Source organism: Dyella sp. (assembly GCF_036746095.1).
Taxonomy (GTDB): domain Bacteria; phylum Pseudomonadota; class Gammaproteobacteria; order Xanthomonadales; family Rhodanobacteraceae; genus Dyella_B.
The window spans coordinates 1-17,284 of record NZ_DAIOEU010000083.1 but is presented as its reverse complement, the minus strand read 5'-3'; the positions used below and the strand labels follow the sequence as shown (position 1 = coordinate 17,284).

Annotated in this window: 16 protein-coding genes and 1 riboswitch; of the genes, 11 read left to right on the top strand and 5 right to left on the bottom strand. The window is 61.9% G+C overall.

The annotated features are described in order from the left end of the window. From V7M64_RS20750 to V7M64_RS20730, 5 genes are all read left to right on the top strand, one after another. On the top strand, positions 1 to 770 hold a 770-nt coding region (locus V7M64_RS20750; RefSeq protein WP_333681914.1), incomplete at its 5' end, for an Hsp70 family protein. Positions 771 to 836: 66 nt separating this feature from the next. Further along, a complete protein-coding gene (locus V7M64_RS20745; RefSeq protein WP_333681912.1) occupies positions 837 to 1,415 on the top strand; it encodes a TMEM175 family protein in 579 nt (192 codons plus the stop codon). Continuing rightward, positions 1,412 to 2,530 carry a molecular chaperone DnaJ gene (gene dnaJ / locus V7M64_RS20740; protein WP_333681911.1) on the top strand — a complete coding sequence of 373 codons (1,119 nt, stop codon included), beginning with the start codon at positions 1,412 to 1,414 and terminating at the stop codon, positions 2,528 to 2,530. The genes V7M64_RS20745 and dnaJ overlap by 4 nt, the downstream gene beginning before the upstream one ends. Before the next feature lie 159 nt (positions 2,531 to 2,689). Continuing rightward, entirely contained in the window at positions 2,690 to 3,484 is a 795-nt protein-coding gene (gene dapB, locus V7M64_RS20735; RefSeq protein ID WP_333681910.1) for a 4-hydroxy-tetrahydrodipicolinate reductase, read from the top strand. A 117-nt stretch (positions 3,485 to 3,601) separates the two neighbouring features. Next, positions 3,602 to 3,738, top strand: a riboswitch (yybP-ykoY riboswitch). A 93-nt stretch (positions 3,739 to 3,831) separates the two neighbouring features. Beyond that, a complete protein-coding gene (locus tag V7M64_RS20730; protein WP_333681908.1) occupies positions 3,832 to 4,833 on the top strand; it encodes a sodium:calcium antiporter in 1,002 nt (333 codons plus the stop codon). A gap of 4 nt (positions 4,834 to 4,837) precedes the next feature. On the opposite strand, the gene V7M64_RS20725 is transcribed toward V7M64_RS20730, so the two are convergent. Continuing rightward, positions 4,838 to 5,536: a 2OG-Fe(II) oxygenase gene (locus V7M64_RS20725; protein ID WP_333681906.1), complete on the bottom strand. Its 699-nt coding sequence runs from the start codon at positions 5,534 to 5,536 to the stop codon at positions 4,838 to 4,840. Between the two features lie 221 nt (positions 5,537 to 5,757). Here V7M64_RS20725 and carA point away from each other — a divergent pair, with 221 nt between their 5' ends. The 4 genes from carA to V7M64_RS20705 all read left to right on the top strand — a co-directional run bounded on the left by carA (position 5,758) and on the right by V7M64_RS20705 (position 11,396). Further along, the gene (carA, locus tag V7M64_RS20720) at positions 5,758 to 6,885 is read left to right on the top strand and encodes a glutamine-hydrolyzing carbamoyl-phosphate synthase small subunit (RefSeq protein WP_333681904.1); all 1,128 of its coding nucleotides are present in this window, start codon (positions 5,758 to 5,760) and stop codon (positions 6,883 to 6,885) included. A 1-nt stretch (position 6,886) separates the two neighbouring features. Further along, entirely contained in the window at positions 6,887 to 10,114 is a 3,228-nt protein-coding gene (carB, locus tag V7M64_RS20715) for a carbamoyl-phosphate synthase large subunit (RefSeq protein ID WP_333681902.1), read from the top strand. Beyond that, on the top strand, positions 10,111 to 10,587 hold the full coding sequence (gene greA / locus V7M64_RS20710; RefSeq protein ID WP_333681900.1) for a transcription elongation factor GreA: 477 nt from the start codon (positions 10,111 to 10,113) through the stop codon (positions 10,585 to 10,587). Before carB ends, greA begins: the two co-directional genes overlap by 4 nt. A gap of 62 nt (positions 10,588 to 10,649) precedes the next feature. Further along, positions 10,650 to 11,396, top strand: coding sequence for an SDR family oxidoreductase (locus tag V7M64_RS20705; protein WP_333681899.1), 747 nt, complete (start codon positions 10,650 to 10,652; stop codon positions 11,394 to 11,396). A 69-nt stretch (positions 11,397 to 11,465) separates the two neighbouring features. On the opposite strand, the gene ykgO is transcribed toward V7M64_RS20705, so the two are convergent. From ykgO to V7M64_RS20685, 4 genes are all read right to left on the bottom strand, one after another. Further along, a complete protein-coding gene (gene ykgO, locus V7M64_RS20700) occupies positions 11,466 to 11,591 on the bottom strand; it encodes a type B 50S ribosomal protein L36 (RefSeq protein ID WP_008215056.1) in 126 nt (41 codons plus the stop codon). A 63-nt stretch (positions 11,592 to 11,654) separates the two neighbouring features. Beyond that, positions 11,655 to 12,566: a LysR substrate-binding domain-containing protein gene (locus tag V7M64_RS20695; protein WP_333681869.1), complete on the bottom strand. Its 912-nt coding sequence runs from the start codon at positions 12,564 to 12,566 to the stop codon at positions 11,655 to 11,657. 231 nt (positions 12,567 to 12,797) lie between these two features. Further along, entirely contained in the window at positions 12,798 to 14,819 is a 2,022-nt protein-coding gene (locus V7M64_RS20690) for an NADPH-dependent 2,4-dienoyl-CoA reductase (RefSeq protein WP_333681867.1), read from the bottom strand. An 83-nt stretch (positions 14,820 to 14,902) separates the two neighbouring features. Further along, positions 14,903 to 15,163, bottom strand: a complete 261-nt coding sequence (locus V7M64_RS20685; RefSeq protein WP_333681865.1) for an acyl-CoA-binding protein — start codon at positions 15,161 to 15,163, stop codon at positions 14,903 to 14,905. Between the two features lie 108 nt (positions 15,164 to 15,271). Between V7M64_RS20685 and cmk the strand changes: the two genes are divergently transcribed. Next, complete coding sequence (gene cmk / locus V7M64_RS20680) at positions 15,272 to 15,952, top strand: (d)CMP kinase (RefSeq protein WP_333681864.1); 681 nt, start codon at positions 15,272 to 15,274, stop codon at positions 15,950 to 15,952. A 163-nt stretch (positions 15,953 to 16,115) separates the two neighbouring features. Further along, positions 16,116 to 17,284: 30S ribosomal protein S1 (gene rpsA / locus V7M64_RS20675; RefSeq protein ID WP_333681863.1), on the top strand; the 1,169-nt coding region annotated here is incomplete at its 3' end.

The following is a 17,284-nucleotide window of genomic DNA, read 5'->3' as shown; positions in this document are numbered from 1 at the left end:
TGCTGCTGCTGGACGTGACCCCGCTGTCGCTGGGCATCGAGACCATGGGCGGCGTGATGACCAAGCTGATCGAGAAGAACACCACGGTGCCGACCAAGGCCTCGCAGGTGTTCTCCACCGCCGACGACAACCAGACCGCGGTCACCGTGCACGTGCTGCAGGGCGAGCGCGATCGTGCTTCGGCCAACAAGTCGCTGGGCAAGTTCGACCTGGCTGGCATCGACGCGGCGCCGCGCGGCATGCCGCAGATCGAAGTGACCTTCGACATCGACGCCAACGGCATCCTGCACGTGTCGGCCAAGGACAAGAAGACCGGCAAGGAACAGCGCATCGAGATCAAGGCCGGGTCCGGCCTGTCCGATGAGGAAATCCAGCGCATGGTGGCCGATGCGGAAACGCATCGTGAAGAGGACAAGAAGTTCCAGGAGCTGGTAAGCACGCGCAACAAGGCCGACCAGCTGGTGCACGCCACGCGCAGCGCGCTGAAGGAGCACGGCGGCAAGGTACCGGGTGCGCAACTCAGCGAGATCGAAGGCGCGCTGTCGGATCTGGAGAAGGTGAAGGACGGCGAAGACAAGGCCGCCATCGAAGCCAAGATCCAGAAGCTGGAGCAGGTGGCGCAGTCGCTCTACGCCGCGGCGCAGGCCGGCCATGCAGATGCAGGTGCTGGCGCCGGTGCGCAGCACGGCCCGGGTCCGGGCGGCTCCGCCCAGCCGGACGACGTGGTCGACGCCGAGTTCACCGAAGTGAAGAACGACGGCAAGTCCTGATCAAGCAAGCTGTTTGACGACGAGCGCCTCGCAAGAGGCGCTCGTTGCGTGTCGGGAGGGGAAGCGATGGATAAGGGGCGGCTCGAGGCCTTCAGCGATGGGGTACTGGCCATCATCCTCACCATCATGGTGCTGGAACTGAAAGTGCCGCACGGCGACGGTTGGCAGGCTTTGCTGCCGCAGTGGCCGGTGTTCCTGAGCTACGTATTGAGCTTCATCTACGTCGGCATCTACTGGAACAACCACCATCACTTCCTGCATGCTGCCGAGAAGATCAATGGCAGCGTGTTGTGGGCCAACCTGCACCTGCTGTTCTGGTTGTCGCTGATGCCGGTGACCACCGGATGGATGGGCGAAAACCACTTCGCGCAACTGCCGGTGGCGTTGTATGGCTTGGTGCTGCTGATGTGTGGCTTGGCGTGGCAGCCGTTCCAGCGCAGCCTGATTGCGGCCAATGGCGGCGCCACCTCCCTGCTGGCGCAGTCGGTAGGTGGTGACTGGAAAGGCTGGCTTTCCGTCGCCATGTATGTGTGCGGCATCCTGCTGGCGTTCGTGGCGCCGTGGGGGTCGTGTGTTCTTTATGCCACGGTGGCTGCGATCTGGTTCATTCCCGATCGGCGCATCGAATCGCGGATCATGAAATGAGCAAGCGTGACTATTATGAAATCCTGGGTGTCGACCGCGCGGCGGACGAAGCGGAGCTGAAAAAAGCCTTCCGCCGCCTGGCGATGAAATACCATCCGGACCGCTGCCCGGACGATCCGCAGGCGCAGGAGAAATTCAAGGAGGCCAAGGAGGCCTACGAGGTGCTCTCCGATGCGCAGAAGCGCGCCATGTACGACCAGTATGGCCATGCAGCCTTTGAAGGCGGCATGGGTGGTCGCGGCGGCGCCGGCGGTTTCGGCGACATGGGCGATATCTTTGGGGACATCTTCGGCGACATCTTCGGTGGCGGCCGCTCCTCGCGCCCGCGCCGCGGCGCCGATCTGCGCTACATCATGGAGCTGGATCTCGAAGAAGCCGTGTTCGGCGTCGAGAAGAAGTTCGACATTCCCACCCAGGTCAATTGCCACCACTGCAATGGCAGTGGTTCGGAAGACGGCAAAACCGTCAGTTGCCGCACCTGCAATGGCCACGGTCGCGTACGGATGCAGAACGGCATCTTCTCCATCCAGCAGGCCTGCCCGCATTGCAACGGCAGCGGTCGTGCCATTGAAAAGCCCTGCAAGAAGTGCCACGGCGAAGGGCGTCTGGAAGAAACGCGCACGTTGTCTGTGCGGATTCCCGCTGGCGTCGACAATGGCGATCGCATCCGCTTGGCGGGGCAGGGCGAGGCTGGGCCTGCCGGCTCCGAGACTGGCGATCTGTACGTGGAAGTGCGCGTGCGCGAGCACGACATTTTCCAGCGCGACGGCAGCAATCTGTTTTGTGAGGTGCCGATTCGTATCTCGCAAGCGGCATTGGGTGCGGAGTTGCCGGTCCCGACGCTGGATGGCGAAGTGGCCATCACCATTCCGCCGGAAACCCAGACCGGACAGCAGTTCGTGCTGCGCGGCCGTGGGGTGAAATCCGTGCGTGGTGGCCGCACGGGTGATCTCGTCTGCCGCGTAGTCGTGGAGACGCCGGTGCGGCTGACACGCGACCAGCGCGAATTGCTGGAGAAACTGGAAGCCACTTTTGCCGATGACGACGAGCATTCGCCGCGCGCCAAGGGTTTTATGGATGGCGTGAAGCAGTTCTGGTCGCGGGTGACCTCTTAAGGCGCCCGCCCAACCCTGTGCCGTCATTCCCGCGAAAGCGGGAATCCATCATGCTCTTGAGTAAGTAGCGACAATGGATTCCCGCTTTCGCGGGAATGACGGCAAGAGTATTTAAGGTCCCCGGTAGAACGGTTACGACTCCAGCGAGGATACAAGTGCATGACCCAGCCCATCCGCCTCGCCATCAACGGCGCCTCTGGCCGCATGGGGCGCGCCTTGCTGGCGCTGGTGCGCGAAGACAAGCGTTTCGAGTTGGTCAGCGCGTTGGTGTCCGCAGGCTCACCGCATAACGGCGACCCGGTCTTTCCTGAGTTATCCACGTCGTTGCGTTATGCACACGACTGGAGCGCCATGGCCGCTGTCGTGGTTGATTTCAGCGGACCGGACGGTCTTTCCGCTGCTCTCGATTTCTGCACCACGCACAACGCGGCCCTGGTCACGGGAACCACCGGCATCGACACTGCATTGCAAAGCAAACTCGATCGAGCGAGCCAACACATTCCTGTGTTGCATGCGGCCAACTTCAGTCTCGGCGTGGCCGTGCTGAAGCGCTTGTTGCGCGAGGCTGCTGCAGCGTTACCGGATTGGGACTTGGAAATCGTCGAAGCGCATCACAGTCGCAAGGAAGATGCGCCTTCCGGCACTGCGCTTGCGTTGGGACACGCCGCGGCCGAAGCGCGTGGCACGACACTGGAGAAGGATGCGGTGTACGTACGAGAAGGGCGTCCCGGCGCACGCCGCAATGGCAGCATCGGTTTCGCGGTGGTACGCGGCGGCGATGTGGTGGGCGAGCACACGGCGCTGTTGCTTGGCCAGGGTGAGCGTGTCGAGCTTTCTCATCGTGCGACCGATCGCTCCATTTTTGCCCGCGGAGCACTCGAAACGGCCGCATGGCTCGCTGGCCGCAAGCCTGGCATCTACAGCATTGATAACTTGCTGCAGGAGCGCCTGTAGGTTGGGTTAGCGCAGCGTAACCCAGCAATAACCCGCCAAATCGTTTGGCTTACGAGGACGCCGACCCAGCCGGCATAAAGGCGCTTGTTCGCAAGCGTTGGCGCTTGTACCATGCGCCGCAACGTCATTGGGGAGTAGCCATCCTCATGCAGCCGCCGCCAGGCTTGCATGCATCGAGGAATCCGCGTCAACAGACTTGAAGCCTCGGCTTCATGGCGCGGATGGCAATCGCAGACACCACGTTTGCGATGGTCCGGCGAGACCTTTGGCCACGTCGCGCTCACCTAAGCCGGGCGAGCGACGCGCGTGTGCCATCGGTTTTCGCTCGCCCGGCCCCGGAATATTTCATGCTGATCACAGCTCTGCTGTTCCTGCTCTCCGCAGGGGCGATCTATGCGGCCTGCGAGTACTTCGTCAACAGCGTCGAGTGGCTCGGGAAAAAGCTCAATCTCGGTGAAACCGCCACCGGCACGGTGTTGGCGGCGTTCGGCACGGCGTTGCCGGAAAGCGCGGTGACCTTCGTCGCTGTGATCGTCGGGCGCACTCCGGAAGTTCGCGATATCGGCGTGGGCGCCGCGATGGGTGGCCCGCTCGTGCTTGCAACGGTCGCTTATGCAGTGGTGGGTGTTGCATTGTGGTGCAACCGCAGCCGGTTGGGACGCGCTGATGGGCGCGTGCAGGTCGAGCATGCGCGGCTGGCGCGGGACCAAGCCTGGTTCCTGTCGATTTTCATCGTGAAGTGCGCGCTCGGTTTGATCGCTTTTGCGTTCAAGCCATGGCTCGGCGTGCTGTTTCTGCTGGCGTATGCGCTTTATGTATGGCGTGAGTTGAAAGACGAGCCTGACGCCTCCGATGGCGAGCAGCTGGAACCTTTGAAGTTTCAACCTCGCGCAGCGACGCCTTCCATGCTGGCGGTATCCTTGCAGGCGACACTGTCGCTGCTGGTCATTGCGATCGCCTCGCATATCTTCGTCTCGCAAATCGAAGCTATCGGTGTAGCGATGCATCTCCCACCACATCTCGTGGCGCTGGTGCTAAGCCCGGTCGCTACCGAGCTGCCGGAAACGATGAATGCGCTGATCTGGGTGCGCCAGGGCAAGGAACGTTTGGCGCTCGCCAATATCTCAGGTGCGATGATGATTCAAGCCACCGTGCCAAGCGCCCTGGCGATCTTCGCCACGCCGTGGCTGTTCGATGCGCCGCTGGTGGTCTCGGGTCTGCTGACCATGCTGGCCATCATTTACCTATGGGGCCTGTTCCGACGCGGCAATGTCGACGGTCGCGCGTTGATTCTTGTTGGCGCGTTCTATCTGGCATTTGCCGGATATGCCGCGTGGCGTTTCTGGTGAGCGCTCAATCCGGGTGCGCGGCGTTGCGGTCGCGCCCCGCCCCCAGTTTGCGATCGAGCACGCCGAACAGTTTCTTGAACACGCGCGAAAATTTACCGCGCTTGGTCTTGCGCAGTTTTTCTTCTTCGCTGGTGAGCCACGCCACCTGGATCACGCGCCGCTCGCCCTCATACGGCAGATGGCCGTGGAAGGAATTGTCGCAGCGCTTGAACACCGCGAACTCACCGTACAGCGGCTTGAGTTCGGGAGCCACGAGATCGTCGATGTTGTCCACGCGGTTGAGAAAACGCAGGCAGCCATCGCTGGTGTCGGGCCACTGGGTATTGAGGTAGAGCAGGGCCGTGGCGACCTTGGAGCGGCTGTCGGTGTGGATGGTGCCGTGGCGTTTGTTCAAGGCACGGCACAAGGTGATCAGGGTGGGATATTGCCCAAGATTCTCGATGCCGAGATAACGGCCGATCGCGCTGGCGAATTGGGGCGTGGTGAGCTGTTCGACGAGTGCGTTGACCGATGGCCCGCAATCGACCGGATCGTAAGGGAAGAAGCCCGCGCTGCTGTATTTGGGGAAATCCCGTTCCAAATCGCTGCGCGCTTCATCCGGCAACTGGCCGTGCGCGATCATGAACGGAAACGGCTGCTGGCGCACATCCGTGTCGGGACGATCGAGTCGTGCGGGGTCCAGCAATAGAGCGGTCGCGTTCATCGAGTTTCGCAGCTTTCCTGGCTAAGTCCCGGTGCAGTCTAGCGCGGGTATGCGGCCGGCGCGCCATATGACGATCCGTTTCGGAAGGCGCCTTCGGGTGGACAGAAAGGCGCGCGAAGCCTATCATTTCAACCCGCCCGAGACTTTCCTTCACCTAAGGTCCACAAGCCTGCTTCTGTGCGGCTTGCGGACCTTGCTGTACCTAAAAGGCGGCCCTCTCCATGCCTCATCCCGCTCTGCTTGCCCTCGAAGACGGCAGCGTATTCCACGGCCACTCCGTAGGTGCGACTGGCGAAACCGTTGGCGAAGTTGTCTTCAACACGGCGATGACGGGTTATCAGGAGATCCTCACCGATCCCTCCTATGCCCGGCAGATCGTCACCCTTACCTATCCCCACATTGGCAATACCGGCTGCAACGAGGCAGATGCCGAATCCGACAAGGTGCATACCGCCGGCCTGATCGTGCGCGACGTACCGCGTCGTGCCAGCAACTGGCGCAGTACCGAGAGCCTGCCCGATTACTTGAAGCGCCATGGCATCGTCGCCATCGCCGGCATCGATACGCGCCGGCTCACGCGTATCCTGCGCGACAAGGGTGCCCAGAACGGCTGCCTGGTGGCTGGCGAATCCATCGATGCCGAAGCCGCACTGGCCAAGGCGCGTGCCTTTCCCGGCTTGAACGGCATGGACCTGGCCAAGGTGGTCAGTGTCGACAAGCCGTACAACTGGAACGAGGGCGTATACGACCTCGACCGCACCGCGTTCAACGAAACGGACAAGCGCTTCAACGTGGTGGCCTACGACTACGGCGTAAAGCGCAACATTCTGCGCTTGCTGGCCGAGCGCGGTTGCGAGATCACGGTGGTGCCCGCGCAGACGCCAGCCTCGGAAGTGCTGGCCATGAATCCGGATGGCGTGTTCCTCTCCAACGGCCCCGGCGATCCTGCCGCGTGCGACTACGCCATTGCCGCCACGCGCGAATTCCTGGCCAGGGAAATCCCATTGTTCGGCATCTGCCTGGGTCATCAGATCATGGGCGCTGCCCTGGGCGCGAAGACGCTGAAGATGAAGTTCGGCCATCACGGGGCGAACCATCCAGTGAAGGATCATGACGATGGCCGCGTGCTGATCACCTCGCAGAACCATGGCTTTGCGGTGGATGTGTCCACGCTGCCTTCCAACGTGCGCATCACGCACACGTCGCTGTTCGATGGTTCGCTGCAAGGTTTTGCATTGACCGATCGTCCCGCGTTCTGTTTCCAGGGACATCCCGAAGCAAGCCCGGGTCCGCAGGACATCGGTTACTTGTTCGACCGTTTTGCCAAATTGATGCAGGAGGCCCGCTGAGATGCCCAAGCGTAACGACATCAAGAGCATCCTGATCATCGGCGCCGGCCCGATCGTGATCGGTCAGGCGTGCGAGTTCGACTACTCCGGCGCGCAGGCGTGCAAGGCGCTGCGCGAAGAGGGTTACCGGGTGATCCTGGTGAACTCCAACCCGGCCACGATCATGACCGATCCGGAGATGGCCGATGCGGTGTACATCGAGCCGATCAACTGGCAGACGGTGGAACGCATCATCGCCAAGGAGCGTCCGGATGCCGTGTTGCCTACCATGGGCGGCCAGACCGGCCTCAATTGCGCGCTCGATCTTGCCGACAATGGCGTGCTCGAGAAATACAACGTCGAGCTGATTGGCGCCTCGCGCGAAGCCATCCGCATGGCCGAAGACCGCGAATTGTTCCGCGTGGCGATGGCCGAGATCGGGCTGGAATGCCCGCGCGCCGCGGTGGCGAAGTCATTCGAGCAAGCGGTGGAGATCCAGGTCACCGTCGGCTATCCGACCATCATCCGCCCCAGCTTCACGCTTGGCGGTTCCGGTGGCGGCATCGCGTACAACCGCGAGGAGTTCGAAGAGATCGTCAAGCGCGGTCTCGAACTCTCGCCCGTGCACGAAGTGCTGGTGGAAGAGTCCGTACTGGGCTGGAAGGAATTCGAGATGGAAGTGGTCCGCGACAAGGCGGACAACTGCATCATCGTGTGCTCGATCGAGAACCTCGATCCGATGGGCGTGCATACCGGCGACTCGATTACCGTGGCGCCGGCGCAGACGCTCACCGACAAGGAATACCAGCGCCTGCGCGATGCCTCCATTGCAGTGCTGCGCAAGATCGGCGTGGATACCGGCGGCTCCAACGTGCAGTTCGGCGTGAATGCCGAAACCGGCCGCGTGGTGGTGATCGAGATGAATCCGCGCGTGTCGCGTTCGTCGGCGCTGGCGTCCAAGGCCACGGGCTTCCCGATCGCCAAGGTCGCGGCGAAGCTTGCCGTAGGCTACACGCTCGATGAGCTGAAGAACGACATCACCGGCGGACTTACGCCAGCTTCGTTCGAGCCGACCATCGATTACGTCGTTACCAAGATCCCGCGCTTTGCGTTCGAGAAATTCCCGCAAGCCGATGCACGCCTCACCACGCAGATGAAGTCGGTGGGCGAGGTGATGGCGATCGGCCGCAGCTTCCACGAATCACTGCAGAAGGCGTTGCGCGGCCTGGAAATTGGCAAGACCGGTCTCAATCCGACCGGGCTGGAGATCACCAGCGATGAAGGGCTTGCCAAGCTCAAGCGCGAACTGCGCGAGCCGCGTCCCGATCGCGTGTTCCACTTGGCCGACGCGTTCCGTGCTGGCCTTACGCTGGAAGAAGTGCACGATCTCAGCCATGTCGATCCGTGGTTCCTTGCTGCGTTCGAAGACATCGTGCTCACCGAAAAGGAAGTGCGCGAGCAAGGTTTGACGGCGCTCGATGCGGCGCGCGTGCGTGAGCTGAAGCGTCTTGGTTTTTCCGATGCGCGCCTGGCCGAACTCACCAATACGGACGAGGCGGCGATTCGTCATTTGCGCCGTACGCTGGGTGTGCGCCCGGTATACAAGCGCGTAGACTCTTGCGCAGCCGAGTTTGCGACCACGACGGCCTACATGTACTCGACCTATGAGGAAGAGTGCGAGGCCAATCCCACCAGCCGCGACAAGATCATGGTGCTGGGCGGCGGTCCGAACCGCATCGGCCAAGGTATCGAATTCGATTACTGCTGCGTGCATGCCGCCTTGGCGCTGCGCGAAGACGGGTTCGAGACCATCATGGTCAACTGCAATCCGGAAACCGTTTCCACCGACTACGACACCTCGGACCGCCTGTACTTCGAGCCGCTCACGCTCGAAGACGTGCTGGAAATCGTTGACCTGGAAAAACCCAAGGGCGTGATCGTGCAGTACGGTGGCCAGACGCCGCTGAAACTCGCGCGCGCACTGGAAGCGGCGGGTGCGCCGATCATCGGCACCACGCCCGATTCCATCGACCTGGCCGAAGACCGCGAGCGCTTCCAGCAGATGATCGCCAAGCTGGGCCTTACCCAGCCGCCGAATCGTACCGCGCGCAATGCCGACGAGGCCTTGGCGCTGGCGCGCGAGATTGGCTATCCGCTGGTGGTGCGTCCGAGCTACGTGCTCGGCGGGCGCGCGATGGAAGTCGTGTACGACGACGCGGATCTGTCGCGCTACATCCGCGAAGCCGTGCAGGTGTCGAACGATTCGCCGGTGCTGCTGGATCGCTTCCTCGACCATGCGGTGGAAGTGGACGTGGACGTCATTGCCGACCGCGATGGCAACGTGCTGGTCGGCGGCATCATGGAGCACATTGAGGAAGCCGGCGTACACTCGGGCGATTCCTCCTGTTCGTTGCCACCGTATTCGTTGTCGCCCGCGATCCAGAACGAACTGCGCCGCCAGGTTGGCCTGATGGCGAAAGAGCTGAAAGTGATCGGCCTGATGAATACGCAGTTTGCGATTCAGGGCGACACCGTGTTCATCCTGGAAGTGAATCCGCGTGCTTCGCGCACGGTGCCGTTTGTTTCCAAGGCTACGGGCGTGGCGCTAGCCAAGATTGCCGCCCGTTGCATGGCGGGCCGCACGCTGCAGGAGCAGGGTGCGACGCGCGAAGTGATCCCGGCCTACTACTCGGTGAAGGAAGCGATCTTCCCGTTCCTGAAATTCCAGAACGTCGATCCGATCCTCGGTCCGGAAATGCGCTCCACCGGTGAAGTGATGGGTGTGGGCCGCAGCTTTGGTGCAGCGTTCGCACGCGGCCACGATGCGGCCGGCATCAAGACGCCGCCACAGGGCAAGGTGTTCGTATCCGTGCGCGACGCCGACAAGGATCGCCTGTTGCCGATTGCGGCAGACATTGCATCTCGCGGCTTCACGCTGGTTGCTACAGCGGGTACGGCAAGCTATCTGACCTCGCACGGCGTGCTTTGCGAACGCATCAACAAGGTGCTGGAAGGCCGTCCGCATATCGTCGACCTGATCAAGAACGGCGAGATTGTCTATATTGTCAACACCACCGAGGGCAAGCAGGCGATCGCCGACTCGTTCTCGATCCGGCGCGAGGCTTTGCAGCATCGCGTCACGTATTCCACGACGGTTGCAGGCGCGCGTGCGCTGGTGCATTCATTGGATTACCACGACAGTGGCGAAGTGCACAGCCTGCAAGAACTACACAAGGAGTTGAATGCATGAGCCGTGCACCCATTACCAAGGCTGGTTCCGAGCGTCTGCGTGGTGAACTGGAGCGGCTGAAATCGGTTGAACGTCCCAAGATCATCGCGGCCATTGCGGAAGCACGCGCGCATGGCGACCTGAAGGAAAATGCCGAATATCATGCCGCCCGCGAGCAGCAGAGCTTTATCGAAGGCCGCATCAAGGAACTGGAAGCGGCACTGTCTACGGCTGAAGTGATCGATGTGTCGCGTTTGAATCCCGGCACCAAGATCGTGTTCGGCGCGATCGTGGAGCTGGAAGACGAAGAAAGCGGCGAGGCGGTGAAGTATCAGATCGTTGGCGATCTGGAGGCTGACATCAAGCAAGCCTTGATCGCGGTGTCTTCGCCGATTGCGCGTGCGTTGATCGGCAAGAGCGAGGGCGACAGCTTCGAGTTCACGGCGCCCAATGGGGTCAAGCGCTACGGAATTACCGGCGTCAGCTACGAATGAGCTTTGCCGGGCACCTGTGTTGTTGCAGATGCCCGCAACATCCATGATGCGGTGAACCCGATATGGCGAATGTTGCTTTGATCACCGGTGCGAGTCGCGGCATCGGTCGCGCGACTGCAAAACTCCTTGGCGTGCGCGGTTGGTCTATTGGGGTCAACTACTCCCAAAACGAACAGGCTGCGCGGGAAACCGTCGCTGACATTTTGCACGCGGGTGGTCGTGCTTGTGCGATTCGTGGCAACGTTGCTGACGAAGCAGACGTCATCGCCATGTTCGATGCCGTTGAGGCGGCCTTTGGCCGTGTGAATGCGCTGGTCAACAATGCGGGCATCGTGGCGCCGTCCATGCCGTTGGCTGACATGAGCGTCGATCGTCTCAGGCAAATGTTCAACGTCAACGTGCTGGGTGCCTATCTGTGTGCCCGCGAAGCAGCGCGACGCATGGCGAAGGGTCGTGGTGGCAACGGTGGTTCGATCGTCAACGTATCGTCAGCGGCATCACGACTCGGTTCGCCGCATGAATACGTGGATTACGCAGGGTCGAAAGGCGCCGTCGACACAATGACGATCGGTCTTGCCAAGGAGCTCGGGGGGCAGGGCGTTCGCGTCAACGCGGTTCGCCCTGGGCTGATCGACACCGAGATTCATGCAAGCGGTGGCCGTCCGGATCGTGCGGCAGAACTTGGGGTGCAAACGCCGCTCGGCCGTGCGGGAGCCGCGAATGAAGTTGCAGAAGCGATTGTGTGGCTGCTGAGCGATGCTGCCTCGTATGTCACCGGTTCGCTGGTCGATGTGAGCGGCGGCCGCTAGAGCGGGTTGAGGTCCAGGCATAAAAAAAGCCGCTCTGCAGCGGCTTTTTTCATTGGCTCGTGGCCTCGATCAACGCTGACGCGCTTTGAAACGCGGGTTGCTCTTGCAGATCACGAACACTTTGCCGCGACGGCGCACAACCTTGCAGTCACGGTGCCGCTGCTTGGCGGACTTCAAAGAGGAAAGCACCTTCACGGCAGGCTCCTGGAACGAAACGAAACAAAGAAAGCACGCAAGTATAGCTATTTCAACCGCTTGTCACAAGCCTATGGCGGCTTTCGCAGCGGCGACCGTTTCCAGGCACTGCACGACGACGGGCGATGGATTTTCTGCCGGACTGGCGACGGCCAGCACGAGATGCGCATCGGGGTCGGCCAGCGGCACATAGCTTACTCCAGCTAGCTTCACCACCTGCATGCTGGCAGGCACGAGGGCCAGGCCGACGTCGGCAGCCACCAGCGCAAGCAGGCCGTTGAGTTGTTGTGCGTGCTGCCGTATTACGGGGTGGAAGCCGGCTTTGGCGGCCAGGCGCAGCAGTCGGTCATACAAGGTTGCCGCCAGTTCGCGCGGCTGCACCACGAAGGGATCGCCGGCAACCTCACCCAATTCCACGCTTTGGCGGCCGGCCAGGCGGTGACCTTCCGGCAGGGCGAGCAAGAGGGGTTCGTAGTCGATGATGTCCACTCGCAAGGCTTGGGCATCGTCTTCGTGGGTAGGCAGATCCCTGACGAAGCCCACGTCGATCTGCCCGTTGCGGATAGCCGAGAACTGCGGCTGGGTATACATCTCGCTCAGCCATACGCGCACGTTGGGCGCGTTCTGCCCCAACCGCAGCAAGGTCTGGGGCAGAGCAGGGTGAAAGGATACCGAGACGGTGTAGGCGAGCCGGAGATGCCCGCTGAAGCCAGCCGCGGCCTCGGCAACCTGGGTGCGCGCCTCGTCGGCCATGGCCAGGATCTGCCGGGCCTGATCGAGGAACAACCGGCCAGGCTCGGTAAGCATGACGTTGCGCTTGTCGCGCTCGAGCAGGCGCACGCCAAGGTCTTGCTCCAGGGCCTGGATCTGCTGGGACAGCGGCGGCTGCGAGAGGTGCAGGCGCTGCGCGGCACGGGTGAAGCTCAGCTCTTCCGCGACGGCGATGAAGTAACGCAATTGGCGAAAATCAAACATATATGACTTTCGAATAAATCGGGCTCTAAATATATATTTGATTCTGTATCGCGTCGATCATAATATCTCCCCTGTCGCGCCACTGACCCCCTCCCCCCGAGTGGCGCAGACCTCGCCCCGCAGCGACGCTACCCCCGCGGTATATCGGCATCCCTCCCCAGAGCCAATACCGACGCGTCGCTGGCGGGGCGCTTCCTTTTCTCTTCCCGGTGAATGCCTTGCCGAGCTTTCTTAAAGCTCGCTGGCCAGTCGCGTGCCTTGGGCGATGGCGCGCTTGGCGTCCAGCTCCGCCGCGACATCGGCGCCGCCAATGACGTGGACGCGGGAATGCCCTTGCGCGGTCAGATCATCGGCAAGCCTGCGGTTGGGCTCCTGGCCGGCGCAGACGATGATGTTGTCGACGGGCAACACCTGAGCCTCGCCGTCGATCGTGATGTGCAGTCCCTGCTCGTCGAAACGGTCATAGCGGACGCCGCCCAGCATGGTGACCCGCTTGTTCTTCAGCGTGGCACGATGCACCCAGCCGGTGGTTTTGTTGAGCCGCGCACCCGGTCGGCCTGACGTACGTTGCAGCAGCCAGACTTGCCGTGCAGGCGGCTCCGATTGTGGACTCAACAGACCACCCGGATGGTCCAGCTGCATGTCCACGCCCCATTCGCGCGTCCAGCGCGTGACGTCCGTGGTGGGCGAGGGTGCATGCTCGACCAGGAACTCGGCCACGTCGAAGCCGATGCCCCCGGCCCCGATGATGGCGACGCGTTGACCGACCGGCTGGTTTCGCGCAAGCACATCGAGATAGCTCAGTACGCGCGGATCGTCGCTGCCGGGAAAACTCGCCAGGCGCGGTGTGATGCCAGTGGCGACGATCACTTCGTCGTAGTTTTCCGCTTTGAGCGCAGCCACGTCTGCGATCTGCCCCAACTGTATGCGTACTCCGGAATCGGCCAGGCGATGCATGAAATAGCGCAGTGTTTCGTGGAATTCTTCCTTCCCGGGAATGCGTTTGGCGTAATTGAACTGGCCGCCGATCTGGTTCGCGCCGTCGATCAACGTGACGTCGTGCCCCCGTTCCGCCAGTGTGGCGGCGCACGCCATGCCGGCCGGGCCTGCGCCTATCACCGCGATGTGCTTGCGCGTTTTTGCAGGAACGATTTGCAGCTCCGTTTCATGGCAGGCACGCGGATTGACCATGCAGCTTGCGCGCTGGTTCAAGAACACATGATCGAGGCAGGCCTGGTTGCAAGCGATGCAGGTATTGATGCGTTCGCTACGCCCGGCCTTTGCTTTGATCGCCCATTCCGGATCAGCCAGCAATGGCCTTGCCATCGACACCATGTCCGCTTCGCCATCGGCAAGAATCCGCTCGGCTACATCGGGCATGTTGATGCGGTTGGTGGCGATCAGGGGAATCGAGACTTCGCCCTTGAGCTTCTTCGTTACCCAGCTGAAGCCGGCACGCGGCACGCTGGTGACGATGGTCGGCACGCGTGCTTCATGCCAGCCGATGCCGGTATTGATGATGCTGGCGCCGGCCGCTTCGATGCCTTTGGCGAGCGTGACAATGTCTTGCCAGGGTTGTCCGCCTTCCACCAGGTCAAGCATGGAAAGGCGATAGATGATGATGAAATCCCTGCCGACGGCGTCGCGCATGCGTCGCACGATTTCGAGCGGGAAACGCATGCGTTTATCGGCATCGCCACCCCAGGCATCCGTGCGCTGATTGGTGCGCGCTGCGATGAACTGATTGATCAGATAGCCTTCCGAACCCATCACTTCTACGCCGTCGTAGCCGGCTTCGCGCGCGAGCTGCGCGCAGCGGACAAAATCATTGATGGTGCGCTCCACGCTTCGCGCGCTGAGCTCTCGTGGCTTGAACGGCGTGATCGGTGATTGAATGCGCGATGGCGCTACCGACAACGGGTGATAGCCGTAACGCCCCGCGTGCAGGATCTGCATGCAGATGCGCCCGCCTTCCGCATGCACCGCCTGGGTGATCTTGCGATGCCGCGGCTTGTGCCAGGGCAGGCTCATGCGCCCGCCAAATGGCTTCAGCCAACCTTCGATGCTGGGCGCAATGCCGCCGGTCACCATCAGGCCTACGCCGCCGCGGGCGCGTTCGGCGAAATACGTGGCCAGCTTGTCGAAATCGGCCACCCTGTCTTCCAGCCCGGTGTGCATCGAGCCCATCAGGATGCGGTTGGGCAGGGTGACAGGGCCCAGAGCGAGCGGGGCAAACAAATGGGGGTAGTTCATGTGGCGACCGTTATTCAAACGATCGTATGAATGTGCCCGCTATTGTGGATGGGCGCAAGTGGTCCAGGCGCGGCAGCGCTGGTTCAGTCGAGCAATTGTTGTACCAGTTCCACGTACCGGCGCATCGCTTCGTCTTGCGGCATGCCTTTGAGCCGGGACCAGGCTTCCTGCTTGGCGGTACCGATGAAGTCGAAGAAGCTGGTGGGCTGGCAGTCGTGCACGTCGCCTTCCAGTGCCTGCTTGTAGAGCGCATAGAGCGCAAGCAGCGTGTCGTTGTCGGGCCGTTCCTTGCGATGCCGCAGGTCGTCAGCGGCCTGGTGGAACTGGCGATGAAGGTCGTTCATGGAAGATGGCTGGAAGCCGTATACGGTCGATGAGGAACTGGAAAGCATGCGCCTGGCACCCCTGTAAACACGATAAGCTAAGCACTTCCCGTGCCATCAGGTCCGTCCATGCCAACACGCCAGTCCGTGCCCGTACTTACCATCGACGGACCCTCTGGATCAGGCAAAGGTACGATCAGCCGGCTGGTGGCCGAGCACCTGGGCTGGCGATTGCTGGACTCCGGCGCGCTCTACCGGGCGGTTGGTTACGCCGCCGGTGCCGCAGGGCTGGATCTCTCCGACGCCGAGGCCGTCACCCGTTGCGCGCATACCACGAAGATCCAGTTTCGTGCGGCGCCACATGATGGCGAAACGCGCGTCATCGTCAATGGACACGATGCCACGGACGAGCTGCGTACTGAAACCGCAGGCGCCGCCGCCTCGGCCATTGCCTCGATTCCCTCGGTGCGCACGGCGCTGGTCGACCTGCAGCTCAACTTCCGCAAATCGCCCGGCCTGGTGGCAGACGGACGCGACATGGGCACGGTGATCTTCCCCGATGCGCCCTACAAGGTGTTCCTCACCGCCAGCGCTGCCGAAAGGGCAAAAAGACGCTATAAGCAGTTGAAGGAAAAGGGGCTCAGCGTTACACTTGCCACCCTTCAGAGCGAAATTGAGGCGCGTGACACCCGCGATGCATCGCGAGCCGTGGCACCGCTGAAGCCCGCCCGCGATGCGGTGTTGGTGGATACCACCGGCATGGGGATCGAGGATGTGGTCGCTAAAGTTTTGGCCGTCGTGCATCCGTAACCGGATTGCGGCGGCATTGGCGCTTCATGTCGCGGCATGAAGTTTTGGGTCAACGGTGTGAGGGAGCGTCCCGATCACCCATAACCGGTGGGCCTGCTCATCTGCGCAATTACTCCGACGGCGCGCAGTGGGGTGAGGGCCTTTTCTTATTTTTGGAATCAACATGACTGAAAGTTTTGCCGAGCTGTTTGAACAGAGCCAACAGGCCATTTCTAAGCTGAAGCCGGGTGCCATCGTCACCGGCATCGTTGTCGAAATCCGCAACGACGTCGTCGTGATCAACGCTGGCCTCAAGAGCGAAGGCATCGTTCCGATCGAGCAGTTCAAGAGCGAGAACGGCGAGTTGGAAGTACGCGTGGGCGACGAGGTGAAGGTAGCCCTCGACGCACTGGAAGACGGCTTCGGCGAGACCAAGCTCTCCCGCGAGAAGGCCAAGCGTTCCATGGTGTGGGACGACCTCGAGCAGGCCTTCGACAAGGAAGAAACCATCGTCGGCAAGATCTCCGGCAAGGTCAAAGGCGGTTTCACCGTCGACATCAAGGACGTTCGCGCGTTCCTGCCCGGTTCGCTGGTCGATGTGCGTCCGGTACGCGATCCGGTGTACCTGGAAGGCAAGGATCTCGAATTCAAGATCATCAAGCTGGACCGCAAGCGCAACAACGTCGTTGTCAGCCGCCGCGCCGTCGTCGAGACCGAGTTCTCCGAGGAGCGCGAGAAGCTGCTGGAACGCCTGACCGAAGGCGCGGTGGTGAAGGGTACCGTCAAGAACCTCACCGACTACGGCGCGTTCGTGGACCTGGGCGGCATCGACGGCCTGCTGCACATCACCGACATGGCGTGGAAGCGCGTGCGCCATCCGTCCGAAGTCGTCAACGTCGGCGACGAGCTGGACGTGCGCGTGCTGAAGTACGACCGCGAGCGCAACCGCGTCTCGTTGGGTCTGAAGCAGCTGGGCGACGATCCGTGGGTCGCCATCGCCCGCCGTTATCCGGTCGGCAGCCGCCTGTTCGGCAAGGTCTCCAACGTCACCGATTACGGCTGCTTCGTGGAAATCGAGCCGGGCGTGGAAGGCCTGGTGCACGTGTCCGAAATGGATTGGACCAACAAGAACGTCAATCCGGCCAAGGTGGTGCAGGTTGGCGATGAAACCGAAGTGATGGTGCTGGACGTGGATGAAGAGCGTCGCCGCATCTCGCTCGGCATCAAGCAGACCCGCTCGAACCCGTGGGAAGCGTTCGCCGCCACGCACAAGAAGAACGACAAGGTGTCCGGCCAGATCAAGTCGATCACCGACTTCGGCATCTTCATCGGCCTGGACGGCGGCATCGACGG

Coding starts and splice junctions, on each gene's coding strand:
- dapB (WP_333681910.1), top strand. CDS start 2,690: ATGACCCAGCCCATCCGCCTCGCCATCAACGGCGCCTCTGGCCGCATG.
- greA (WP_333681900.1), top strand. CDS start 10,111: ATGAGCCGTGCACCCATTACCAAGGCTGGTTCCGAGCGTCTGCGTGGT.
- V7M64_RS20705 (WP_333681899.1), top strand. CDS start 10,650: ATGGCGAATGTTGCTTTGATCACCGGTGCGAGTCGCGGCATCGGTCGC.
- dnaJ (WP_333681911.1), top strand. CDS start 1,412: ATGAGCAAGCGTGACTATTATGAAATCCTGGGTGTCGACCGCGCGGCG.
- V7M64_RS20725 (WP_333681906.1), bottom strand. CDS start 5,536: ATGAACGCGACCGCTCTATTGCTGGACCCCGCACGACTCGATCGTCCC.
- V7M64_RS20745 (WP_333681912.1), top strand. CDS start 837: ATGGATAAGGGGCGGCTCGAGGCCTTCAGCGATGGGGTACTGGCCATC.
- V7M64_RS20695 (WP_333681869.1), bottom strand. CDS start 12,566: ATGTTTGATTTTCGCCAATTGCGTTACTTCATCGCCGTCGCGGAAGAG.
- cmk (WP_333681864.1), top strand. CDS start 15,272: ATGCCAACACGCCAGTCCGTGCCCGTACTTACCATCGACGGACCCTCT.
- carB (WP_333681902.1), top strand. CDS start 6,887: ATGCCCAAGCGTAACGACATCAAGAGCATCCTGATCATCGGCGCCGGC.
- V7M64_RS20730 (WP_333681908.1), top strand. CDS start 3,832: ATGCTGATCACAGCTCTGCTGTTCCTGCTCTCCGCAGGGGCGATCTAT.
- V7M64_RS20685 (WP_333681865.1), bottom strand. CDS start 15,163: ATGAACGACCTTCATCGCCAGTTCCACCAGGCCGCTGACGACCTGCGG.
- carA (WP_333681904.1), top strand. CDS start 5,758: ATGCCTCATCCCGCTCTGCTTGCCCTCGAAGACGGCAGCGTATTCCAC.
- V7M64_RS20690 (WP_333681867.1), bottom strand. CDS start 14,819: ATGAACTACCCCCATTTGTTTGCCCCGCTCGCTCTGGGCCCTGTCACC.